Source organism: Rhizobium sp. P2_G9, assembly GCF_056403475.1.
The window spans coordinates 41,380-60,735 of record NZ_JBFUFK010000006.1; the positions used below are offsets into that span (position 1 = coordinate 41,380).

Consider the following 19,356-nt stretch of genomic DNA (forward strand, 5'->3'; position numbering starts at 1 on the left):
GCGGGGGCAATTGCACATGTGGTGATACCCGCTGAACTCAGCCCGACCAAAGGCATTGCTCTAGCCGATATTCCCATCATGCCTTCCGGCCGATGGTAGCCACGTCTTGATCTGTTGCTCCGTGAGGTTGGCGCCGCACAGCATAGTCGCAATGCGGCGGCCGTTCAGCACGGACGCTTGTGCAAGAATAGCTGCAAGCCCCGCCGCTCCGGCCGGCTCGACGATGCGGTTCCATGTTTCGTGGGCAAACCGCAGCGCACCGAGAATCTGATCGTCATCGACGAGAACGACCTCGTCCACGGTCTCTGCAAGCCATTCCACAGCCGATGGCACGGGAATCCGAACAGCAATTCCGTCGGCGATCGTGTGCGCCTCGCGGGTCGGGATCGCCTTCCTCGCATCGAAAGACAGCGCCATGCAGGGCGCGCCCTTTGCGGCGACGGCGACGACCCTTGTCCGCGGCGATCTGGATTTGAACCAGCATCCCATTCCAGCCGCCAGAGCACCGTTGCCGAGCGGAATGAAGACGGCGTCGATATCGTCGACCGCTTCGGTGAGTTCCGCCGCGATCGTTCCGGCACCCTCGGCAATCGCGGCACTTGCGCCGTCTTCGACGAAAGACAGGTTGCGCTCAGACGCGTAGACTTTGGCTTCCGCCTTGGCGGCGTCGAAATCTTCGCCGGCAAGAAGGACCTCCGCCCCGAACCGGCGCATTGCCTCGATCTTCAGCGGATTGGCGTTGAGACTGGCGAAGACGACCAGGGATCGCCCCTGTCGCGCGGCATTATAGGCGAGCCCCTGACCGAAATTCCCGGCCGATGCCGTGACCAGAGTCGTTCTGCCACCGGCGAGACCAGCCAGGAAATATCCTGTCCCGCGACCTTTGAAGCTGCGGATCGGATTGTCCGTCTCGTCCTTGGCGACAAGCGACAGTCCGAGACTTTCGGAATGCAGCAGTTGGGTGTTGAGAAAGATCGGATCGATGCGTTGGCGTGCATCGTCGATATTGAGGGAAGAGAGAGGCGCTTGTTTTGTCATGMAGAGATGCTACGGATTTCCAACGCGGACAAACCGCGCCGTTCAGAAAATTGTCGCGGATTTTCCGTGAAAATGAAGAGTTCTACGCCATGGACGACATCGATCGAACCATTCTCTCGATCCTGCCGGAAAATGCCGATATTCCCGGCAAGGTCATTGCCGATACCGTCAATCTATCCACCTCAGCCGTCGAAAGGCGGATCAACAAGCTCAAGCAAGATGGGATGATCGAGAGGATCGTGGCTGTGGTCAGTCGGAAGGCCGTCGATCGTACCCTGTCCATTCTGGTCGAGCTCGAAATCCAGAACGAATACCGGCACACGCTGGAGCAATTCCAGCGGTGGCTGGATCGTGCGCCAGAAATTCAATCCTGCTGGTATGTCACCGGCGATGTCGACCTCGTCCTGCTTGTGGCTGTCCGCAATCTCGAAGAATACAATGCTTTCATCGACCGGCTGATGAATGAGCAACCGGCGCTGGTGCGAAAATACAAGAGCCTGATCGCGCTCAAGACGGTCAAGCATGGCCTGACGCTTTCCGTTCAGGAGTAGCGGCTTTTCGTAGCGCCCGGCGATGCAGCGACTTTATGGAAACGGTGGGAAGGGTCGACTTGAGCACAGATCAGGTGCATGAGACCGCTACGCTATGCTAGCCTCATTCGGGCTCATAACGGATGAAAGCGCCGGCGCAACCATGGCCGGCGCTTAAAAATTCACAATCAGATCAGAACGTTGTCGCTGTTCAGCTCCGAGGCGCTGACACCGAGCAGCTTGATCATGTTGCCGTCGCCGAGATCGAGAACGACGTCGCCATGGTCGGATTGCTGCCAGCAGCGGCCGGCATCGCTATGGCCATGCTTGTCGTCTTCGCCGCCGTGCCAGCCGTGGCCCTGGCCAGGCAGCACGTCGTCGAGGCTGGAGAAGCCAAGCGCCGTGAGGTCGAGCTTGTCGGAATTCGGATCGAAATCGAGGATCAGGTCCATGCCCGACTTGGCCTCGAAAACAAAACGGTCCGCGCCGGCGCCACCGATGAGGAGGTCGCTCTGCTGGCCTCCATCGAGGACGTCATTGCCCGCGCCGCCCATCAGTTCGTCGACGCCCTTGTTGCCCAAGAGCGTGTCGTCACCTTTGCCGCCATACAGCAGGTCGCTGAAGCCGGAGCCGGAAATCGTCTCGTCGCCGCCCAGCACCATGCTCAGGAGCTTGGTCGCGTCAAGGTGCGTGACGGCCTTGACGAAGTCCTTGGCGTCGATATCGAGGCCGGAAATCGAGAAGTCGGCCTTGCCGGGGCCGTCGATGGAAAAGGAACTGATCGTACCGCTATCGATTGTCGGAAGCTTGCCTTTTTCGATCGTGACGCCAAGATCGGAACCGGTGATTTCGAATGTCCACTTATGACCCAGCGTGACGCTGATCAGATTGTCCTCGACATCGAAATTGGTGACCTTGCCGAGCGACTTCAGGTCGAGACTATTGAGATTGACCTTGAACGAGGTCGGAAGATCGAAATGAAACTGCGCGGACGGATTGCCGCCGCCATGATCGTGGCCGTTGTCGTCCCCGCCATCATCATCGCCGTTGTCGTCGCCGCCATTGTCATCGCCCCACTGGCCGTCATCGTGCCAGGAGCCGTGATGGTCGGAATTGTCGTCATGCCCATTGCCAAAAAAACGCGATTTTCCCGTCATGGAGAACCCTCTATTGCACCCACCACCACTGAAGTGCTGCAATCCTTACGCCGGGCCCGTCAAACATTCGTAAATGTGCCGATTAAAATTTTAAATTGCGACTATTCGTGCGGACGGGTTTCCATATTGGCGGAATAATAGCGCTCGCCAGGGTGTTGAGCGATCGGGGGCGGGGTTGCCTGCGTTCGCACCCGTTCCCAGATATGGTCAGACTGACCGAGCTCAAGATATCAAATTAACGGAATGTCGCTAGGATTCATGAAGAAAGTGGGCTAGCGAGCATTTCGATGGCATAGTCGGCGGCGCGCATCCTCAAGAGCGAGAAAACAGATGAATGTGTTCAACCGCGATCCGAAAGAGCCGCTGATCGAGCGCACGCTGATTGTCAGCAGCCAGCGCACGAATGCCGTGCTCGTGGCGCCGCATTCGATCGCGCGCTGGCTCCTGGTTTTCGTGCTCCTCGCCGGCGCCTATTTCTTCTACGGCTTCCTTGTGCCGGCGCTTGCAGCGCTCATTATCGGTTTTGCCAGCTGGCCGATCTATCGGTGGCTGCTCGGCAATATCGGGGGCAATCGTAGCTGGGGTGCGACGATTGCCATCCTTCTGGTCGTCTTCTTCATCGTCGCACCTTTGTCGCTGACTGCCGTCTATGCCTTCAAAGAAACGAAGATCTGGGCGGCCTGGGCGATCCACGCCAATGCCGCGGGCGCGGCCGTGCCGCTCTGGATGTCGAAGATACCTGTCGTCGGCGACATGGTGGCCGAACAGTGGACGAAAAATCTCGGCCATCCCGGTGGCCTGGGCGAGCTTGTGCAGGCGATCAGCGGCTCTAATATCAGCAATATCTACAAGGGCATCGTCATTGTCGGCGCCACGGCCTTCCATTGGGTGCTGACGCTGCTCTTCATGCTGATCACCCTCTTCTTCGTCTATCGCAACGGCGAGGACCTGGTGGCGCAGCTCGATCTGATCGGCGAAAGCGTATTGCCCGGTCGTTGGGAGCGCGTCTCGCGCATCGTGCCGCTGACCATCAGTTCGACCGTGACCGGCATGACGATGATCGCCATCGGCGAGGGCATCGTGCTCGGTGTCGCCTACTGGCTTTGCGGCGTTCCGTCACCCGTCTCGCTCGGGCTGATCACCGGCATCATGGCGTTGATCCCTGGTGGCGCTCCGCTCTGCTTCTGCCTCGTCTCCGTCTACTTGGTCGCCACCGGCAATTGGGTCGAGGGCATGGCACTCGTCGCCTGGGGCTCGGTGGAACTCTTCATCGTCGATAAGACGCTGCGGCCGAGGCTTGTCGGCGGTCCAATCAAGCTGCCGTTCCTGCCGACATTCTTCGGCCTGATCGGCGGCGTCAAGACGATGGGCTTCCTCGGCCTGTTCATCGGACCGGTGCTGATGGCGCTGCTCGTTTCCGTCTGGCGCGAATGGCTGCACGATGTGCACCTGCAGCACCAAACCGCCAGGGGCGTCGAGGTCGACCCGCATCTCGATCATCCCACAGCGCTAGACGACCGAAAAGTCGCTGCTGGTGAGTGAAAGGCCCGGCTGCAGATGGGCGAACAATATCTGCGCGGCACCGTCTGAGCCATCGGCATCGAAGTAGAGATTGCCTGTCGCGCTGTCATAGATGATGCGCTGCAATGTATCGGTCGCCGATGTCCCGACATGGAAGGCATCCGCGGATAGGCTGCCAACCGGCCCGACACCCACAAAAACACTATCATCAAGCGCGAAAGCGTCGTTGGCGACGGAGAATTTCTTGATCGTATCGACGTTGGATGTGGCATCCAGCGGCGTGCTGAACAGGAACGTGTCACTGGAGAGACCGCCAATGATCGTATCGTTTCCGGCACCGCCGTCGAGCGTGAGATTTTGCCCGGATGCGGCACCAGACGCATCAATCATGTCACTGCCTGTGCCGGCGGCGAATAACACCGTATCAAACGTGTCCTCATGCGCGACGGTGACGCGCCACGGCAGGCCGGTGATTGCCAGACCGGCAGTGGTGGTTTTGATTTGCACGCTGTCGGCCATGCCGGTGCCAAATGTGGCGACATTGTCCACCTGGCCGTCTCTCAAACCCGTGCCGAGCGTGGCTTCGAGATCGATCACGACCGATTCAATGCTGCTGCCGGTCAGATTATCGATCGCAATGTTGTCGGCTCCCCCGAGAGCGTGAAGCATGACCTGCTCGACGCCGCGCAGATGCATATTGATATTGGCGACGTTGCGAAAGAGATTTGCCTGCCCATCGACGGGGGAAGAGAGAACCATGTTTTCCACGATATTGGCGCCGAAGAAATCCAGCGTGTCCTTGCCACCCTGACCAAGGACAGTATCGCTTTCGTCTCCGGGCTGCCAAATGTACCTGTCATTGCCATCTCCCATAATAGCTGTGTCATTGCCACGGCCGCCGGTGATCACATCGGCATTCTTCGATCCGATCAGCACATCAGCATCATCGCCGCCATTCAGGGAAAAGCCTGTCGCACTCGTCGTCACGTCACTGGCATCGATCACATCCGCACCGAATCCGCCTTGGATGGCGATCATATCTTTCGCATCGGCGCCCTCGACAACGAGTTTGGCCGCGAGCCCGGTGACAACGAGCGCAGAACCGTTGTCGGAAATGGTGATGAAGTCGCCGTTGGCCGTGCCGAAAGCCGACACCGTGTCGGAGAAGCCGGCGCCGCGCGTGAGGTCAATATCGACCCGGCCGACGGGGGAACCAGTGAAATCGGATAGCGACAGGAATTCCGCCGCAGCACTGGCTTGAATGACGAGATGTTCGATGCTGGTAAGCGCGAGCGCACCTGCGTCCGTACCGAGGCTGATCGCTCCGGCATTGTTCTGCGCGATGATCTCGAAATCGTTCTTGCTGGCGACAAATGTCGCAGTGTCGGTGCCGTCACCGCCATCCAGGCTGAACGCGAACTTGGAAACCACGCCGCTGTTGATGTCGATGGCGTCATTGCCTGCGAGTGCGAAGACCTGCAGCAGATCCGTTGGATCCGCGGCCTGAATGCTTGTCTTCCAAGTCGAGGCCCCCGTACCGGAAGACACGCCGGATCCCGTTACGCTTATTGTATCGGCGAGGCCTGAGCCGTCGATCGCCACCGTGTCGGTCTCGCCGCCCGCCGAAGCGAGATCGAGCACGACATTTTCGATGCCCGTACCGGCGAGATTGCCGACGGTAATCGTGTCGGCGCCGGCCAGGGCGTGAAAAACGATCGTCTCGAAGCCCTGTACGTCGAGATTGATATTGGCGACGTTCCTGAAGAAGTCGAGATGCGAGCCGACCGCGGTCAGATTGATGACTTCCGCGATATTGGCGCCGCTGAAATCGAGCGTGTCCTCGCCCTTGCCGCCCGTGATCGTATCGTTGCCGTCGCCTGGTCCCCAGTGAAAGAGATCGTCTCCGGCGCCCATCGACACCAAGTCGTTGCCCATGCCGCCGGCAATGCTGTCATCGCCGCCACCGCCGGCGATTGTATCGTCGCCGCCGCCGCCAAAGATCGTATCCGCCAGGTTTCCCGGCCGGCTGGCTCCGGAGGTAACGACGCTCGGCGACACTTCGTCAGGCGTAATGATTTCGCTGTCGATGGTTCCGGTAAATGTCGGCATGGCTCACTTCCTCCCTGCGCAGCGCATCTCGCGTAATATTACTACGAAACAGCATCCTCGTTTCTTCGCCGAAGAGGATGCCGGCATTCGCCCATCCCGACAACGGGTGACAAACGCTGCGGATTGCTGCACCATTGCGTTTCGCCGTGCGTCGCGGCGCCAAAAGCATTGGGGGGGAACAGCATGAAACTCGCAACACTCAGGGATTCAACGCGTGACGGCCGGCTGGTGGTCGTGTCAAAGGATTTGACGCGCTGCTCCGAAGTCGGGCACATCGCCCGGACGTTGCAAAACGCGCTGGACGACTGGGAACATGCTGCCCCGCGGCTGAGGCGCGTCGCCGAAGGCCTGGAGACCGGCGCAGAACCGACCATGCGGTTCCATGAACATGATGCGGCCTCGCCGCTGCCGCGCGCCTATCAGTGGGCCGATTGCTCAGCTTACGTCAATCATGTCGAACTGGTGCGAAAATCCGGCAACATGGAGATGCCCCCGAGCTTCTGGACCGATCCGCTGATCTATCAGGGCGGATCGGACACCTTTCTCGCTCCGCGGCAGCCCATCCCGCTCGTGGATGAGGCGCTTGGGCTCGACATGGAAGGCGAGGTGGCGGTGATCGTCTCAGACGTGCCGATGGGAGCAAGCGTAGAAGAGGCGCGCGAGGCGATCCAACTGGTCATGCTGGTCAACGATGTAAGCCTTCGCACGCTGGCACTCGGCGAGATCAACAAGGGCTTCGGCTTCTTCCAGGCCAAACCGTCATCCGCCTTTTCGCCCACGGCCGTATCGCCGGACGAATTGGGCGATGCCTGGCAGGCCGGCAAACTGCATCTGCCGCTCTCCGTCGACCTGAACGGCAAGCCGTTCGGCCGCGCCAATGCCGGCGTCGACATGACCTTCGATTTCGGCCAGCTTGTCGCCCATGCGGCCCGGACACGCCCACTCTCGGCCGGCACGATCATCGGCTCCGGCACGGTGTCGAACAAGCTCGGCGATGGGCCTGGAAAACCGATTTCCGACGGCGGTGCCGGCTATTCCTGCATCACCGAGATGCGCATGGTGGAAACGATGATGCACGGTGCTGCAAAGACGCCGTTCCTCAAGGCTGGCGACGTCGTGCGCATCGAGATGAAGGACAAGAGCGGCCATTCGATCTTCGGGGCGATCGAGCAGACGGTGGAGGCGTATCAGCGGGGCTAGGCGATTGTGATGTCGTAGAGCGGGAAATTGCTGTCCACCGTCAGGACCTGCAAATTCTCGCTCATAGCCTGCGCGATCAGCATCCGGTCGAACGGGTCGCGGTGATGATGCGGCAGTGCTTCATATACGGCGATATGAGATAGAGTGACTGGGAGGATTTCGATGCCGGCTCGAAGCAGGAGGATACCCAGGTCATCTTCGATCTGCAATTTTCCCAGGCTTTTCTTGATTGCGATCTCCCAGATGGAGACGATGCTGACAGTGCAGAGATTCTCACGCTCAAGAAAGGGTAAGTATCGCTGAGGGATCTTTTCCTTCTGACCCACAGCCCAAATGACGATATGTGTGTCGAGCAGATAGAGCCGACCACTCATTTGACATACTCGTCCCATTCGGGACCGAGTTCGTCAAAATCATCCGCAATCCAAATCTTGCCCTCGAATGCGCCCAACAGCCGAGGACGATCAACACCGCCCTCGATTGCCGGCTCAACCTTTGCGATCGGCTTGCCATCACGCGTGAGCGTCACATGCTCGCCTGCCTCGATACGCCGTACCAGGTCATCAAGCGTGGTGTCCTTGATCGCGATGTTCATCGGCATCAGTCCCGGAGGTGATTAGTATTGCATACTCGATATAATTCGCGACGAGTTATATACTCAGCAGCTGTATTTTTCCATTCCGGTTGGAATGTCTTCCCAATCAACCGGCAACTCGAACTGCCCTTCGAATGCGCCGACGCGAGGCAAAGGTCGTCCCGGCAGGGCCGCGACGACACGCACATAGGGTTTGCCGTGCCGCGTGATTTCCACGTCCTCGCCGCCCGCGGCCTTGTGCAGGATCTCCGAGAGATTGGCCTTCATCTCGGCAATGGTGATGTTCATCGACGGCTCCAAACTTAGAGCCATAAATTAGGCCATAAAGCAGTCGCCAACAAGCCTCAGCTACGCGCGAATACGTAGTCCGTCTCCTGCCGCAGCACTTTGCCGGGGCTGAGGATCGCCTTCGGGAAGCCGGCTTGATTGATCGCATCCGGCCAGATTTGGGTTTCCAGGCAAAGGCCCGAGAACGGGCCGTATCTGCGCCCTTCCAGCCCCGGCACCGGCACGTCCACCTTGAAGGCGGCGTAGAACTGGACACCAGGCTCCGTGGTCAGGACACGCATTTCGACGCCAGATTTTTCGCTGCGCAGACGCGCGACCTCGCGCTTGGTGACGCGCTCATCCGACAGGCAGAAATTATGGTCGAACAGGACCCGTTCGCCGTCTTCCACCAGCACTACCGATTTCAGGTCTCGGAAATCGAAGGCCGTTCCAGTCACGTCGCGCGGGCCGCCTGCGGGGATTTGCACTTCATTGGTCGGCAGATAGGCGTCTGCGGCGATCTGCAGTTCGTGTGCGTCGGTGGTCGGCTCGCCGTCGAGGTTGAAATAGCTGTGCTGGCAGACATTGGCGATGGTCGGCTTGTCTGTGGTGGTTTCGTAGATCACCGACAACACACCGTCTGGCTTCAGTTCATACGTCGCAACGATGGTGCAGTTGCCGGGATAGCCGGCGCGCCCGTCCGGGTCGAGAATGGTGAGCACGATCTTGCTTTCGGTCTGCTCGACGATCGTCCAGTTCTGCTTGCCCATGCCATCCGAACCGCCATGCAGATGGGTGACGCCGCGCTCGTTGCGTTCGAGATGGTATTCGTGGCCGTCGATCGAGAAGCGGCCGTCGGCGATGCGATTGGCGTTGCGACCCGGCGTCGCGCCGAAATAGGGCGAGTGGACGAGATAGTCTTCCATAGTCTCGAAACCAAGCACCAGCGGCGCATCGTGGCCATCGAACCGCAAATCCTGGATGATCGCACCCCAGGTGAGCACCTGCGCCGTCAGACCGCCGCCCTTGAGGAAGACCCGGGTCACCGTCTCTTCATTGGGACCCATGCCAAAAATATCGCTTCTCGTCATTCCAGATTTCTCCCCGCGGCGAAGCGCCGAATGCCGGCGCGAAATTGTATGATTTTTGCGCCGGCTGCAACAGGGAAGATGAAAGAAGCGCTTAACGGGTGGGAACCGGCACTGCACCGCGGTAGTCATAGAAGCCGCGGCCGGACTTGCGGCCAAGCCAACCGGCCTCGACATATTTCACCAGGAGCGGACACGGACGGTATTTCGAATCGGCCAGACCGTCATGCAGCACCTGCATGATCGACAGGCAGGTGTCGAGGCCGATGAAATCGGCGAGCTGCAGCGGTCCCATCGGATGGTTGGCGCCGAGCTTCATGGCAGTGTCGATCGCGTCGACCGAACCAACGCCTTCATAGAGCGTGTAGATTGCTTCATTGATCATCGGCAGCAGGATACGGTTGACGATGAAAGCCGGGAAATCCTCGGCGACCGTGATCGTCTTCTCGAGCGAGGTGACGAATTGCTTGGCCGCGTTGAACGTGCCCTCATCGGTGGCGATGCCGCGCACGAGTTCGACAAGCTTCATCACCGGCACGGGGTTCATGAAGTGGATGCCCATGAAATGCTCAGGTCGGTCGGTCGCGGAGGCGAGCCGGGTGATCGACAGCGACGACGTATTGGTGGCGAGGATCGCTTCCGGCTTCAGGACCGGACAGACGGYCGAGTAGATCTTGCGCTTGGTCGCCTCGTCCTCGGTCGCCGCTTCGATCACCAGGTCGGCAGAAGCGAGGTCGTTGAGGTCGGCGGAGCCGGAAATGGCGGCAAGCGCGCTCTTGCGTTCTTCTTCCGTGATCTTGCCGTTGGCCACCTGACGGGCGAGGTTGCCGTTGATCGTGGCAAGAGCCGCTTCGATGCGCTCGGAAGACAGATCATAGAGCTGGACGCGATAGCCGGCGGCGGAGGAAACCTGGGCTATGCCACAGCCCATCTGACCCGCCCCAATCACACCGACATTCCTGATTTCGCTGCCCATGGTCTTTCCCGTGATAGATTTTTTCGATTTTTGGCGGTGAACCGCTTATCAACACATCATAGTGGCCGGGCTCGCAATTTCGCAAGCCCGGCCATTTTGATACTTCCGTTCAACAAGGATAGCCAGAGCTTTTTCGCAATTGCGAAGACCTGGTTAATCGCCTCAAAGGGCCTTTTCGAGTTCGGGCAGCGCCTCGAACAGGTCGGCCACGAGGCCATAATCAGCCACCTGGAAGATCGGCGCTTCCTCGTCCTTGTTGATCGCAACGATCACCTTACTGTCCTTCATGCCGGCGAGATGCTGGATGGCCCCGGATATGCCGACCGCGACATAGAGATCAGGCGCCACCACCTTGCCGGTCTGGCCAACCTGCCAGTCGTTCGGCGCATAGCCGGCATCGACCGCGGCGCGGCTGGCACCCACTGCAGCACCGAGCTTGTCGGCCACCGGCAGGATGACCTCGCGGAACTTTTCCGACGAGCCCAGCGCCCGGCCACCCGAGACGATGATTTTTGCCGAGGTCAGTTCCGGACGATCCGATGACGACAAGGCATCGCCGACATGGGTCGACAGGCCTGGGTTGGCTGCAGATGCGATTGCCTCGACGGAGGCCGAGCCACCTTCCGCTGCAGAGGCAAAGCTTGCCGTGCGCACGGTGATCACCCTCTTGGCGTCGGTCGCCTGCACCGTCTGGATCGCATTGCCGGCATAGATCGGACGTTTGAACGTGTCGGCCGAGACCACTTCGATGATCTCGGACACCTGGGCCACATCGAGCAGGGCGGCAACCCGCGGAAACACGCTCTTGCCGGTGGCGGTGGCCGCGGTGATGATCGTGTCATAGCTCGGTGCAAGGCTGACGATCAGGGCTGCCAGCGCTTCGGCGATGTTGTGGCCGTATTCGTCGCTGTCGGCGAGCAGCACCTTGGCAACGCCGGAGAGCTTTGCCGCCTGGTCGGCAGCGGCCTTGGCGCCTTTGCCGGCCACCAGCACATGCACATCGCCGCCGATTTTCTGGGCAGCAGTCAGCACCTTGGCGGTCTGGTCGGAAAGGCTTTGATTGTCGTGGTCGGCAACAAGAAGAATGGTCATATCGGTCTATCCTGGATCTCTATCGGGTTCTCGTTGCCTGGGCTCAGATGACGCCGGCGCTTTTCAAGCTGGACACCAACTCAGCGACGCTCTTGACCTTGACGCCCGCCTTGCGGCCCGACGGCTCCTCGGTCTTCAGAACCTTGAGGCGCGGCGAAATGTCGACGCCCAGGTCTGCCGGGGTCTTCTTGTCGAGCGGCTTCTTCTTGGCCTTCATGATGTTGGGCAGCGAGGCATAGCGCGGCTCGTTCAAACGCAGATCCGAGGTGATCACTGCCGGCAGCTTGACCGCAATCGTCTGCAGGCCGCCATCGACTTCGCGGGTGATATTGGCGCTGTCGGCACCCAGGATCTCGACCTTGGAAGCAAATGTCGCCTGTGCCCAGCCGAGCAGTGCCGAAAGCATCTGGCCGGTCTGATTGCTGTCGTCATCGATCGCCTGCTTGCCGACAATCACCAGGCCGGGCTGTTCCGCCTCGACCACGCCCTTGACCAGCTTGGCGACGGCCAGCGGCTCGACGATCTCCTGATCGGTTTCCACCAGGATCGCCCGATCGGCGCCCATGGCCAGCGCGGTGCGCAGCGTTTCTTCCGCCTTGGCCGGACCGACCGATACCACCACGACTTCGTCGGCCTTGCCGGCTTCCTTCAGGCGCAGTGCTTCCTCGACCGAAATCTCGTCGAACGGGTTCATCGACATCTTCACATTGGCAAGCTCGACGCCCGAACCATCCGCCTTCACCCGGATCTTCACGTTGTAGTCAACGACACGCTTCACGGTCACGAGAATTTTCATCGACGGTCCTTCCTGTTCCTCAGTGGCGGCGAAAATGCGCCATTTCAGCCCCTTGCCGATTGTCTGTCGGCGGCACTTTCAAGCCAGATTTTCCCCATTTTTACGGCTTTCGGCTGGAAAACCGGCCTCCGCTCAATGTCGCAACGGGAATATAGAGCCGCTATCGGGGCGTCAATACGGGCATGAATCCTCAAATCGATTTTATCAACGGCCCCAGCGCGACGGCTCCTGGCCAGTCTCGGCGGGCTGCAATCGGACGCCGCGCGGCGTCACCACCGTCCGGTCGAACAACGGCACATCCCGGCGTTTGAGCAGCGGCGTCAGGATCAGTCCGGCAATGATGCCGCCGACATGGGCGGCAAACGAAACATTGCCGACGCGATCGACGGCGAGCATGTAGATTTGCTGGCCGATCCAGAAGATCAGCGGAATGAAGGCCGGCAATGGCAAGGGGATGCGCCAGAGGATCAGCACCCAGACCCGCACCTTCGGATGCAGAAAGAAATAGGAGGCGACGACACCGGAAATCGCACCGGACGCGCCAATCAGCGGGCCTTGCGAATGCGGCAGGAGCAGACCGTGGAACCAGGCGGCCGCCGCCGCGCAGGCCAGATAAAACACGAGGAAGCGGACATGCCCCATGGCGTCCTCGACATTGTCGCCGAACACCCAGAGGAAAATCATATTGATGGCGATATGCCAGAAATCGCCATGCAGGAAGGCATAGGTGATGAAGGTGAAATCTTCAGGAACGATGGCGACGGCCGGGTCGAGGCGGACATTGTCGTGAAAGAGCGCCGGTATATAGCCGAAGCTCCCAGGCGCCGTCGACGCGAAGTGGTCGGTCACCAGAACCCGGGTGAAGAGCCAGACCAGGATATTGATCGCGATCAAGCCGATCGTGACATATTGCAGGCGGATATGTTTCAGCGCATTGACGTCATAGAGCGGTATGAACATGCGCCAAAAATCTCCTATCTGTTCTTGCCCGGCACCCAGAGAATATCCGCCAATCCATTGTCATTGGCATGACGGGCGGCGACGAACAAGAAGTCCGACAGCCGGTTGGCATATTTCAGGGCCTCAGGGCTGACCACCTCGCCTTCGACATCGGCCAAAGCCACCATCAACCGCTCCGCCCGCCGTGTCACGGTGCGCGCCAGATGCAGATGCGCCGACAGCGCCGAGCCGCCCGGCAGGATGAAGGAGTTGAGCGGTTTGAGGTGGACGTTCAGCCGGTCGATCTCCTGTTCGAGCCGATCGACCTGGCCGGAGATGATTCTGAGCGGCTCCCAGGCGACAGCTTCCCCGGTGTCCGGCGTCGCGAGATCGGCGCCGAGATCGAAGAGATCGTTCTGGATGCGGGTCAGCATGGCGCCGAGCTCGGCATGGGCGCCGATATGCAACTGAGCCAGCCCGATCGCGGCATTGGCCTCGTCAATGGCGCCGAAAGCCTCGACCCTCAGATCACTCTTCTTGCGGCGCGGGCCGGCCGCAAGCCCGGTCGTACCGTCATCGCCCGTGCGGGTATAGATCTTGTTGAGCTTGACCATGCCGTTCAGACCTGTGCGACGGATTGGACATGCGCCGTCGCCGGCATGTCGATTTCCGAAGTCTTCTGCGAGCGGCCGCCACCCGTCAGCCACAGCGTCGCCATGATCAGAGCGATCGCGATCGCCTGCAGCAGAATGCGCAGCTGCATCAGCTTGTTGGAGGTCATCGGACTGCCGCCCCTGAGCATGTTGAAGAGGCCGCGCACAAGAACGACCGCCACCAGGAACATGACGACGATGGCGGCAAAATACGTGAAGGTACCCATGATTCAATATCCGGTTTGATCCCGGCCTGCTCATCCCATCCTGGCGAGGATCTTGTAGAAAAGGCCCGCTGGCAGCAGCCGCTTGAGGAGAACGCCGCGCCGGGCCGGTTTGGTGATCACATAATGCGGCTTTGGCCGCGGTGACGTCAAGGCATGCCGGAGTGCGGCATAGACGGCTTCCGGTCCGAGCTTGCCTTTGGCCTGGCCGGATTCACCCTTGAGCCGGCGAATCTGCCGCTTGTATATGGCCCGGTGCACGGAGCCTTCGATGTCGATATGCTGTTCGGCGGCGGCCAGTGCATTGGCCATGAATTCCGAATGGATCGGACCGGGCTCGATCAGGCTGACATGAATGCCCGAACCGTAGAGCTCCATCGCCATGGTCAGCGTCAGGCCTTCGAGCGCGAATTTCGAGGCATTATAGGCACCACGCCAGGGATAGGGGACGAGGCCGAGGATGGAGGAGCAATTGACGATCCGCCCGCGGCCCTGGCGGCGCATGATCGGGATCACCTGCCGGGTCAGTTCATGCCAGCCAAAGAAGTTGGTCTCGAATTGCAGCCGCAGCACGTCCGTGGTCAGGTCTTCGACCGCGCCAGGCTGACCATAGGCGCCGTTATTATAGAGCGCATCGAGCCTGTCATCGGTGCGCTCCAGGACCGCTATGACCAGCGCGTTGATCGTCTCCGGCTTCGTGTAGTCCATGAGGAAGGCCTCGATGCCCTCCGATTCGAGGCTCAGCTTCTGCTCCTCGCGGCGCACTGTGGCAAAAACCCGCCAACCATCGGCCTTCAACGCTCTTGCGGCATAGGCACCGATTCCAGACGAGGCCCCGGTGACGATGATGCTTGGCTTTTCATTCATTTCGATAGGATTCCTCGACAAGGCAACGTTTGTTTCCCATATTCGTACCAGCCACGATAGAAAAGCCTGGAGGTTGGATGCTGACATTCGTCCGCATGGTCTGGAAAGTCGCCTTCGATGCTTTCTGGCATTTTTCCGACGACGATGGCTGGGCGATGGCGAGTCATGTGGCGCTTTCGGCGCTCCTGGCTATCTTTCCGTTCCTGATCTTCGGCACGACGCTCGCGACCTTTCTCGGGGCGGACCAGTTTTCCTCGACCGCGGTGCACCTGATCTTCGACAATCTGCCGCAAATCATCGCCGAGCCGATCGCCAAGGAAGTGGTGCAGGTGCTGACGGTGCCGCGCGGCGGCCTGTTGACGGTCTCGGTTCTGGCGGCTTTCTATTTCTCGTCCAACGGCGTCGAGGCATTGAGAATCTCGCTCAATCGCGCCTATCGCGTCTATGATCCGCGCCGCTGGTATATCACCCGTCCGATCAGCCTTTGCTATGTGCTCGCCGCCGTGCTGGCGCTGGTGGCGCTGTCGACCTTCCTGGTCGCGGCACCGCTGGCGGTGCGCTTCGCGGGCAAGTGGATTCCCTGGGCCAAGGATTTCATGATCGTCGTCAACAGCTGGAGTCTCTGGGGCGCCGGGATCACGGTGCTGATCGTGCTGTTCGTCGCCCATCTCTGGCTGCCTTATAGCAGGCGCAGCTTCCTCGATGTGCTGCCCGGCGTCCTGCTCACCATTTTTGCCTGGCTCGCGGGCGGCTACCTCTTCGCCGATTATCTCAGCACATTCAACAACTATGCCGCGACCTATGCTGGGCTGGCATCGATCATGATCGCGCTGGCTTTTCTCTATATGGCGGCGGCGATTTTCATGCTCGGCGCGGAGATCAATGCAGCGCTGATGAAATACCGCGTCCGCCACCTGATCGGCCGGTACCTGTCACGCCGGCAGGTCATCGAGGCCGATCCGGCGCCGGATGTCGAACGGGCTGAGACCCGCCTGCCGGAGGACACGCAGGCCGGTTGAGCCGAGACTTTTGGAGAGCTTTTCGCCTGACGCGTCGAGCAGCAAGGCGTGGTGGTGGTAGATCGGGGCAGGCAGGCCGAAAAGGGTTTGCAGCAGGCGATGCACTGGCGTGGCGTGGTAGAGGTCACGGCCGCGAACGATGTGGGTTATGCCCTGTAGCGCGTCGTCGAGGACGACGGAGAGGTGATAGCTGGAGGGGGCGTCCCAGCGCCAGAGCACGACGTCGCCCCAGATGGAAGGGTCGGCGGGGATGGTTTCGGGGTGACCGGAGGAGGTTTCTGTCCAGGCGAGAGCTTGTGTTGCCGCGTCTACCCCCCTCTGGCCTGCCGGCCATCTCCCCCTCAAGGGGGGAGATTGACTCGTGGCTCGCTCTCCACCCTCCACCGGCGTTGGGTCATTGAAAACCACTTGAGGAGAGAGAGGCCGAGGTGGTCGCCCCATCCAATCTCCCCCCTTGAGGGGGAGATGGCCGGCAGGCCAGAGGGGGGTAGCCGCAATCTCCGACAGCGCCCTCTCCATATCCAGCCGCCACATATGCCGCTCGCCCGCCGCAATCCGCCTCGCAGCCAATTCCGGATCGAGCCCTCGCTCCTCCGTCGGATAAATCGGCGTCCCATCCGGATCACGCGGCCAGACGCCACCTCCGGCCTCGAACACCGTCACTCTCGCCTTCACCTCTGCCCGCGACAGAAAGGCGGGATAGACCAGCCCTCGCCCATTCAACGTCTCCAGCGCCGCGCGATAGTCCGCCACATGTTCGGATTGCCGCCGTACCGGCTTCTCCCAAGTGAGGCCCAGCCAGCGCAGGTCCTCGTAAATGGCAGCCTCGTATTCCGGCCGGCAGCGGGCCGGGTCGATATCCTCGATCCTCAGCAGGAATCGGCCGCCAGACGCTTTTGCCATGTCGAAATTCAGCAGCGCCGACAGCGCATGGCCGAGATGAAGCTCTCCGTTCGGGCTCGGCGCGAAGCGGAAGACCGGGGCCATGTCAGGCCGGCTGCTTCTTGAAGAAATTGCCGGAGACGGCGAGGAGTGCGCCGAGCGAAACCAGCAGGCAGGCGATCAGGATCCGCCACGAGGGTTCGGCAAAGTGGGCAAGCACCAGCGCCAAGGTCGACAGCACCGGTGCGGCATAGCTCGCCACGCCAAGAATCTGGATATTGCCTTTCTTGACGCCATAGTCCCAGGCATAGAAGGCCAGACCGACCGGAAACAGGCCGAGGCCGATCACGGCAAGCCATTCGGTCGTCGCCTGCGGCCAGACCGTCGTTTCCAGCGCCATATGGCAAAGCGCCGACAGGATTGATGTCGCCAGGCAAAAACCGGTGACGGCATCGGTCGGCACGTCGCCAAAGCGACGGCTGACCAGCGAATAGGTCGACCAGATGAAAGCGCAAACAAGGGCGGCGAGATAACCGATCGTATACCGGCTATCGAAATTCAGGCCGTTGCGCGACACGATCAGGAAGGTGCCGGCGAAGCCGATCAGGGCACCGAGGATATGCACGAGCCGTAGCCGCTCGCCCGGCAGCATGGCCGAGCCGAGCACGATCAGCAGGGGCCAGAGATAGGAAATCAGTCCCGCTTCGACCTCCGGTGCACTGCGCAAGGCGGTGAAATAAAAGAAGTGATAGCCGAACAGGCCGATCACGCCCGTTGCCCAGGCGGCAGGCGGCTGCTTCAGAAGTTTCAGCCGCTCAGGCCTGAGGATGAAGGTGAAAATGCCCGGCAGCGAGCCAATGGCGAAACAGATCGCCGCAAGCTGAAAGGGCGGCATCTTGCCCGACGCGGCGGTGAACAGGGCCAGAAGCGCCCACATCAGAATTGCCGAGAAACCCGATAGTGTCGCGCGCAGCATCAGCAAAACCTTCGAGATCATCTTCCGGCATTGGATGCGCCCGGGCGGCTAGCCGTCGAAACGCGTCGCCGTGACCGTCAGCGTGCCGTATCGCGTCGGGACCGAGAAGAATACTGGCGCATATACATTGAGAAGAGCCGACTTCGCAAACCAGATTTCCATGCTCGACAGCTTGCGGATATATTCGACGTCGCTGCGGCCCTTGCGATAGCCGGATTTCGGTTCGTAGCGGACCGAACAGACGATCGCGTCGCCGGCAAACCCCTTGATCTTGAACTGGTCCTCGCGCTTGCGCGACAGTTTCAGGCTGAGCCGCGATTCACCGTCATAGATCTTGATCTCGGACTGGCACGGATCCACCTTCAAAGGCACGACCAGACCGGCGATCGGGTCGGTGACCGCCTTCAGGTCGTCCGGGCTGACATCGATCCAATTCTTGCGCTTCCTCATCTCCGGCTCGGCGACCGAAGATGTGACATTGCCTTCGTCGAAATGGGTCTCGAAGCTGCGCGCCTTGCGGCCATATTTGTAGCGGAAGGAGAATTGCTGCGGATCGAACGTGCCATTCTTGACGATGCCGTAGGACGACATTTCCGCCTTGGCGTCGGAAATGATGCCGCCAATGCCGGTGGAGGCGATCTGAGCATCGATGGAATAGGTCTTGCCGCTCTTGCGCGCCTGGAAAAACGCATTGGCGAGCGGCAGGCCCGAAAGGGCGATCTCGTAATTGGTGTGGTTCAGCACTTCCTCAGCGCCGACAGCAGGGCCGAAAAGGCCGAGCAAGGCGGCAACAGAAAATGTGAGAAGACGCTTGAACATTCAGGAGCCCTGATGGTGACAGCCACGGAGTAGAAAGCTAATGTGGTTTTTCTTGGCAAGTGGCAAAAGGCCACGCCCCGAGAAAATTCGACTGCAGGCCAAGTTTGGCTTGACAGTCCAAGCAGCGGTCTTTAAGGAACCGCAACTTCCAAAACAGGCCAGCGGAGCGCAGGCCCGACTTTCGGGTGCGTCATCCTGTTGCCAGTGCGAATAGAATAGGTGTTAAAATGTCCCGTTGCTGCGAACTGACCGGCAAGGCCGTCCTTACCGGGAACAATGTCAGCCATGCCAACAACAAGACCAAGCGTCGGTTCCTGCCGAACCTGTGCAACGTCACGCTGATCTCGGACGCGCTGGGCCAGCGTTTCCGTCTTCGCGTTTCGGCGCATGCGCTGCGCTCGGTCGAGCATCGCGGTGGCCTCGACGCTTTCCTGGCCAAGGCTGATGAGTCCGATCTTTCGGTCCGCGCCCGTCTGTTGAAGCGTCAGATCGTCAAGAAGCTCGCAGCCTGATCAAGGCTTCGATCTCACGGATGAAGGCTTGAACGGCTCCGTTCAGGCCTTTTTTCTGTGTCCAGTGCATGTCTCCCGAAAATGAAAACGGTTTCG

At 60.2% G+C, this 19,356-nt stretch carries 21 protein-coding genes and 1 pseudogene; 5 read left to right on the top strand and 17 right to left on the bottom strand.

The features are described 5' to 3' along the window. Positions 1–60: 60 nt before the first annotated feature. A complete protein-coding gene (locus tag AC1DYF_RS06720) occupies positions 61–1,038 on the bottom strand; it encodes a threonine ammonia-lyase (RefSeq protein WP_477875918.1) in 978 nt (325 codons plus the stop codon). Positions 1,039–1,127: 89 nt separating this feature from the next. Here AC1DYF_RS06720 and AC1DYF_RS06725 point away from each other — a divergent pair, with 89 nt between their 5' ends. Beyond that, a complete protein-coding gene (locus AC1DYF_RS06725) occupies positions 1,128–1,589 on the top strand; it encodes an Lrp/AsnC family transcriptional regulator (RefSeq protein WP_477875919.1) in 462 nt (153 codons plus the stop codon). A 167-nt stretch (positions 1,590–1,756) separates the two neighbouring features. Here the strand turns inward: AC1DYF_RS06725 and AC1DYF_RS06730 are convergent, their stop codons facing one another. Then, positions 1,757–2,725, bottom strand: coding sequence for a hypothetical protein (locus AC1DYF_RS06730; protein WP_477875920.1), 969 nt, complete (start codon positions 2,723–2,725; stop codon positions 1,757–1,759). Positions 2,726–3,055: 330 nt separating this feature from the next. Between AC1DYF_RS06730 and AC1DYF_RS06735 the strand changes: the two genes are divergently transcribed. Then, positions 3,056–4,267 (top strand): AI-2E family transporter, encoded by a 1,212-nt coding sequence (locus tag AC1DYF_RS06735; protein WP_477875921.1) that lies wholly within the window; start codon positions 3,056–3,058, stop codon positions 4,265–4,267. On the opposite strand, the gene AC1DYF_RS06740 is transcribed toward AC1DYF_RS06735, so the two are convergent. Further along, a complete protein-coding gene (locus tag AC1DYF_RS06740) occupies positions 4,235–6,355 on the bottom strand; it encodes a hypothetical protein (RefSeq protein WP_477875922.1) in 2,121 nt (706 codons plus the stop codon). The two genes, AC1DYF_RS06735 and AC1DYF_RS06740, sit on opposite strands and share 33 nt — an antisense overlap. Before the next feature lie 183 nt (positions 6,356–6,538). Here AC1DYF_RS06740 and AC1DYF_RS06745 point away from each other — a divergent pair, with 183 nt between their 5' ends. Continuing rightward, positions 6,539–7,555, top strand: coding sequence for a fumarylacetoacetate hydrolase family protein (locus AC1DYF_RS06745; RefSeq protein WP_477875923.1), 1,017 nt, complete (start codon positions 6,539–6,541; stop codon positions 7,553–7,555). Here the strand turns inward: AC1DYF_RS06745 and AC1DYF_RS06750 are convergent. The 11 genes and pseudogenes from AC1DYF_RS06750 to AC1DYF_RS06800 all read right to left on the bottom strand — a co-directional run bounded on the left by AC1DYF_RS06750 (position 7,552) and on the right by AC1DYF_RS06800 (position 15,052). Next, positions 7,552–7,929: a type II toxin-antitoxin system VapC family toxin gene (locus AC1DYF_RS06750; RefSeq protein WP_477875924.1), complete on the bottom strand. Its 378-nt coding sequence runs from the start codon at positions 7,927–7,929 to the stop codon at positions 7,552–7,554. The genes AC1DYF_RS06745 and AC1DYF_RS06750 overlap by 4 nt on opposite strands. Then, positions 7,926–8,150 (bottom strand): type II toxin-antitoxin system Phd/YefM family antitoxin, encoded by a 225-nt coding sequence (locus AC1DYF_RS06755; protein WP_477875925.1) that lies wholly within the window; start codon positions 8,148–8,150, stop codon positions 7,926–7,928. Before AC1DYF_RS06755 ends, AC1DYF_RS06750 begins: the two co-directional genes overlap by 4 nt. 63 nt (positions 8,151–8,213) lie before the next feature. Continuing rightward, the gene (locus AC1DYF_RS06760) at positions 8,214–8,438 is read right to left on the bottom strand and encodes a type II toxin-antitoxin system Phd/YefM family antitoxin (RefSeq protein ID WP_477875926.1); all 225 of its coding nucleotides are present in this window, start codon (positions 8,436–8,438) and stop codon (positions 8,214–8,216) included. A gap of 56 nt (positions 8,439–8,494) precedes the next feature. Continuing rightward, positions 8,495–9,508, bottom strand: a complete 1,014-nt coding sequence (locus AC1DYF_RS06765; RefSeq protein WP_477875927.1) for an aldose epimerase family protein — start codon at positions 9,506–9,508, stop codon at positions 8,495–8,497. Between the two features lie 91 nt (positions 9,509–9,599). Further along, positions 9,600–10,481 carry a 3-hydroxybutyryl-CoA dehydrogenase gene (locus tag AC1DYF_RS06770; protein WP_477875928.1) on the bottom strand — a complete coding sequence of 294 codons (882 nt, stop codon included), beginning with the start codon at positions 10,479–10,481 and terminating at the stop codon, positions 9,600–9,602. Positions 10,482–10,643: 162 nt separating this feature from the next. Then, complete coding sequence (locus AC1DYF_RS06775) at positions 10,644–11,573, bottom strand: electron transfer flavoprotein subunit alpha/FixB family protein (protein WP_477875929.1); 930 nt, start codon at positions 11,571–11,573, stop codon at positions 10,644–10,646. A gap of 43 nt (positions 11,574–11,616) precedes the next feature. Next, positions 11,617–12,369: an electron transfer flavoprotein subunit beta/FixA family protein gene (locus AC1DYF_RS06780; protein WP_477875930.1), complete on the bottom strand. Its 753-nt coding sequence runs from the start codon at positions 12,367–12,369 to the stop codon at positions 11,617–11,619. A 204-nt stretch (positions 12,370–12,573) separates the two neighbouring features. After that, positions 12,574–13,329 carry a rhomboid family intramembrane serine protease gene (locus tag AC1DYF_RS06785; RefSeq protein ID WP_477875931.1) on the bottom strand — a complete coding sequence of 252 codons (756 nt, stop codon included), beginning with the start codon at positions 13,327–13,329 and terminating at the stop codon, positions 12,574–12,576. Positions 13,330–13,343: 14 nt separating this feature from the next. Then, a complete protein-coding gene (locus tag AC1DYF_RS06790; RefSeq protein WP_477875932.1) occupies positions 13,344–13,922 on the bottom strand; it encodes a cob(I)yrinic acid a,c-diamide adenosyltransferase in 579 nt (192 codons plus the stop codon). Positions 13,923–13,993: 71 nt separating this feature from the next. After that, positions 13,994–14,188: pseudogene (locus AC1DYF_RS06795) on the bottom strand (twin transmembrane helix small protein); the annotation flags it as partial. Positions 14,189–14,218: 30 nt separating this feature from the next. Then, positions 14,219–15,052, bottom strand: a complete 834-nt coding sequence (locus tag AC1DYF_RS06800) for an SDR family oxidoreductase (RefSeq protein ID WP_477875933.1) — start codon at positions 15,050–15,052, stop codon at positions 14,219–14,221. 77 nt (positions 15,053–15,129) lie between these two features. On the opposite strand from AC1DYF_RS06800, the gene AC1DYF_RS06805 reads away from it, so the two are divergent. Next, entirely contained in the window at positions 15,130–16,071 is a 942-nt protein-coding gene (locus AC1DYF_RS06805; RefSeq protein WP_477875934.1) for a YihY/virulence factor BrkB family protein, read from the top strand. Here AC1DYF_RS06805 and AC1DYF_RS06810 read toward each other — a convergent pair. Genes AC1DYF_RS06810 through AC1DYF_RS06820 form a run of 3 tightly spaced genes read right to left on the bottom strand, consistent with a single transcriptional unit; the run spans position 15,985 to position 18,748 of the window. Next, positions 15,985–17,058 (bottom strand): glutamate--tRNA ligase family protein, encoded by a 1,074-nt coding sequence (locus AC1DYF_RS06810; protein ID WP_477875935.1) that lies wholly within the window; start codon positions 17,056–17,058, stop codon positions 15,985–15,987. The two genes, AC1DYF_RS06805 and AC1DYF_RS06810, sit on opposite strands and share 87 nt — an antisense overlap. Before the next feature lies 1 nt (position 17,059). Next, positions 17,060–17,932: an aromatic amino acid exporter YddG gene (gene yddG, locus AC1DYF_RS06815; RefSeq protein ID WP_477876056.1), complete on the bottom strand. Its 873-nt coding sequence runs from the start codon at positions 17,930–17,932 to the stop codon at positions 17,060–17,062. 45 nt (positions 17,933–17,977) lie between these two features. After that, a complete protein-coding gene (locus AC1DYF_RS06820) occupies positions 17,978–18,748 on the bottom strand; it encodes a DUF3108 domain-containing protein (RefSeq protein ID WP_477875936.1) in 771 nt (256 codons plus the stop codon). A gap of 227 nt (positions 18,749–18,975) precedes the next feature. On the opposite strand from AC1DYF_RS06820, the gene rpmB reads away from it, so the two are divergent. Then, positions 18,976–19,260, top strand: a complete 285-nt coding sequence (gene rpmB / locus AC1DYF_RS06825; protein WP_477875937.1) for a 50S ribosomal protein L28 — start codon at positions 18,976–18,978, stop codon at positions 19,258–19,260. Positions 19,261–19,356: the final 96 nt, after the last annotated feature.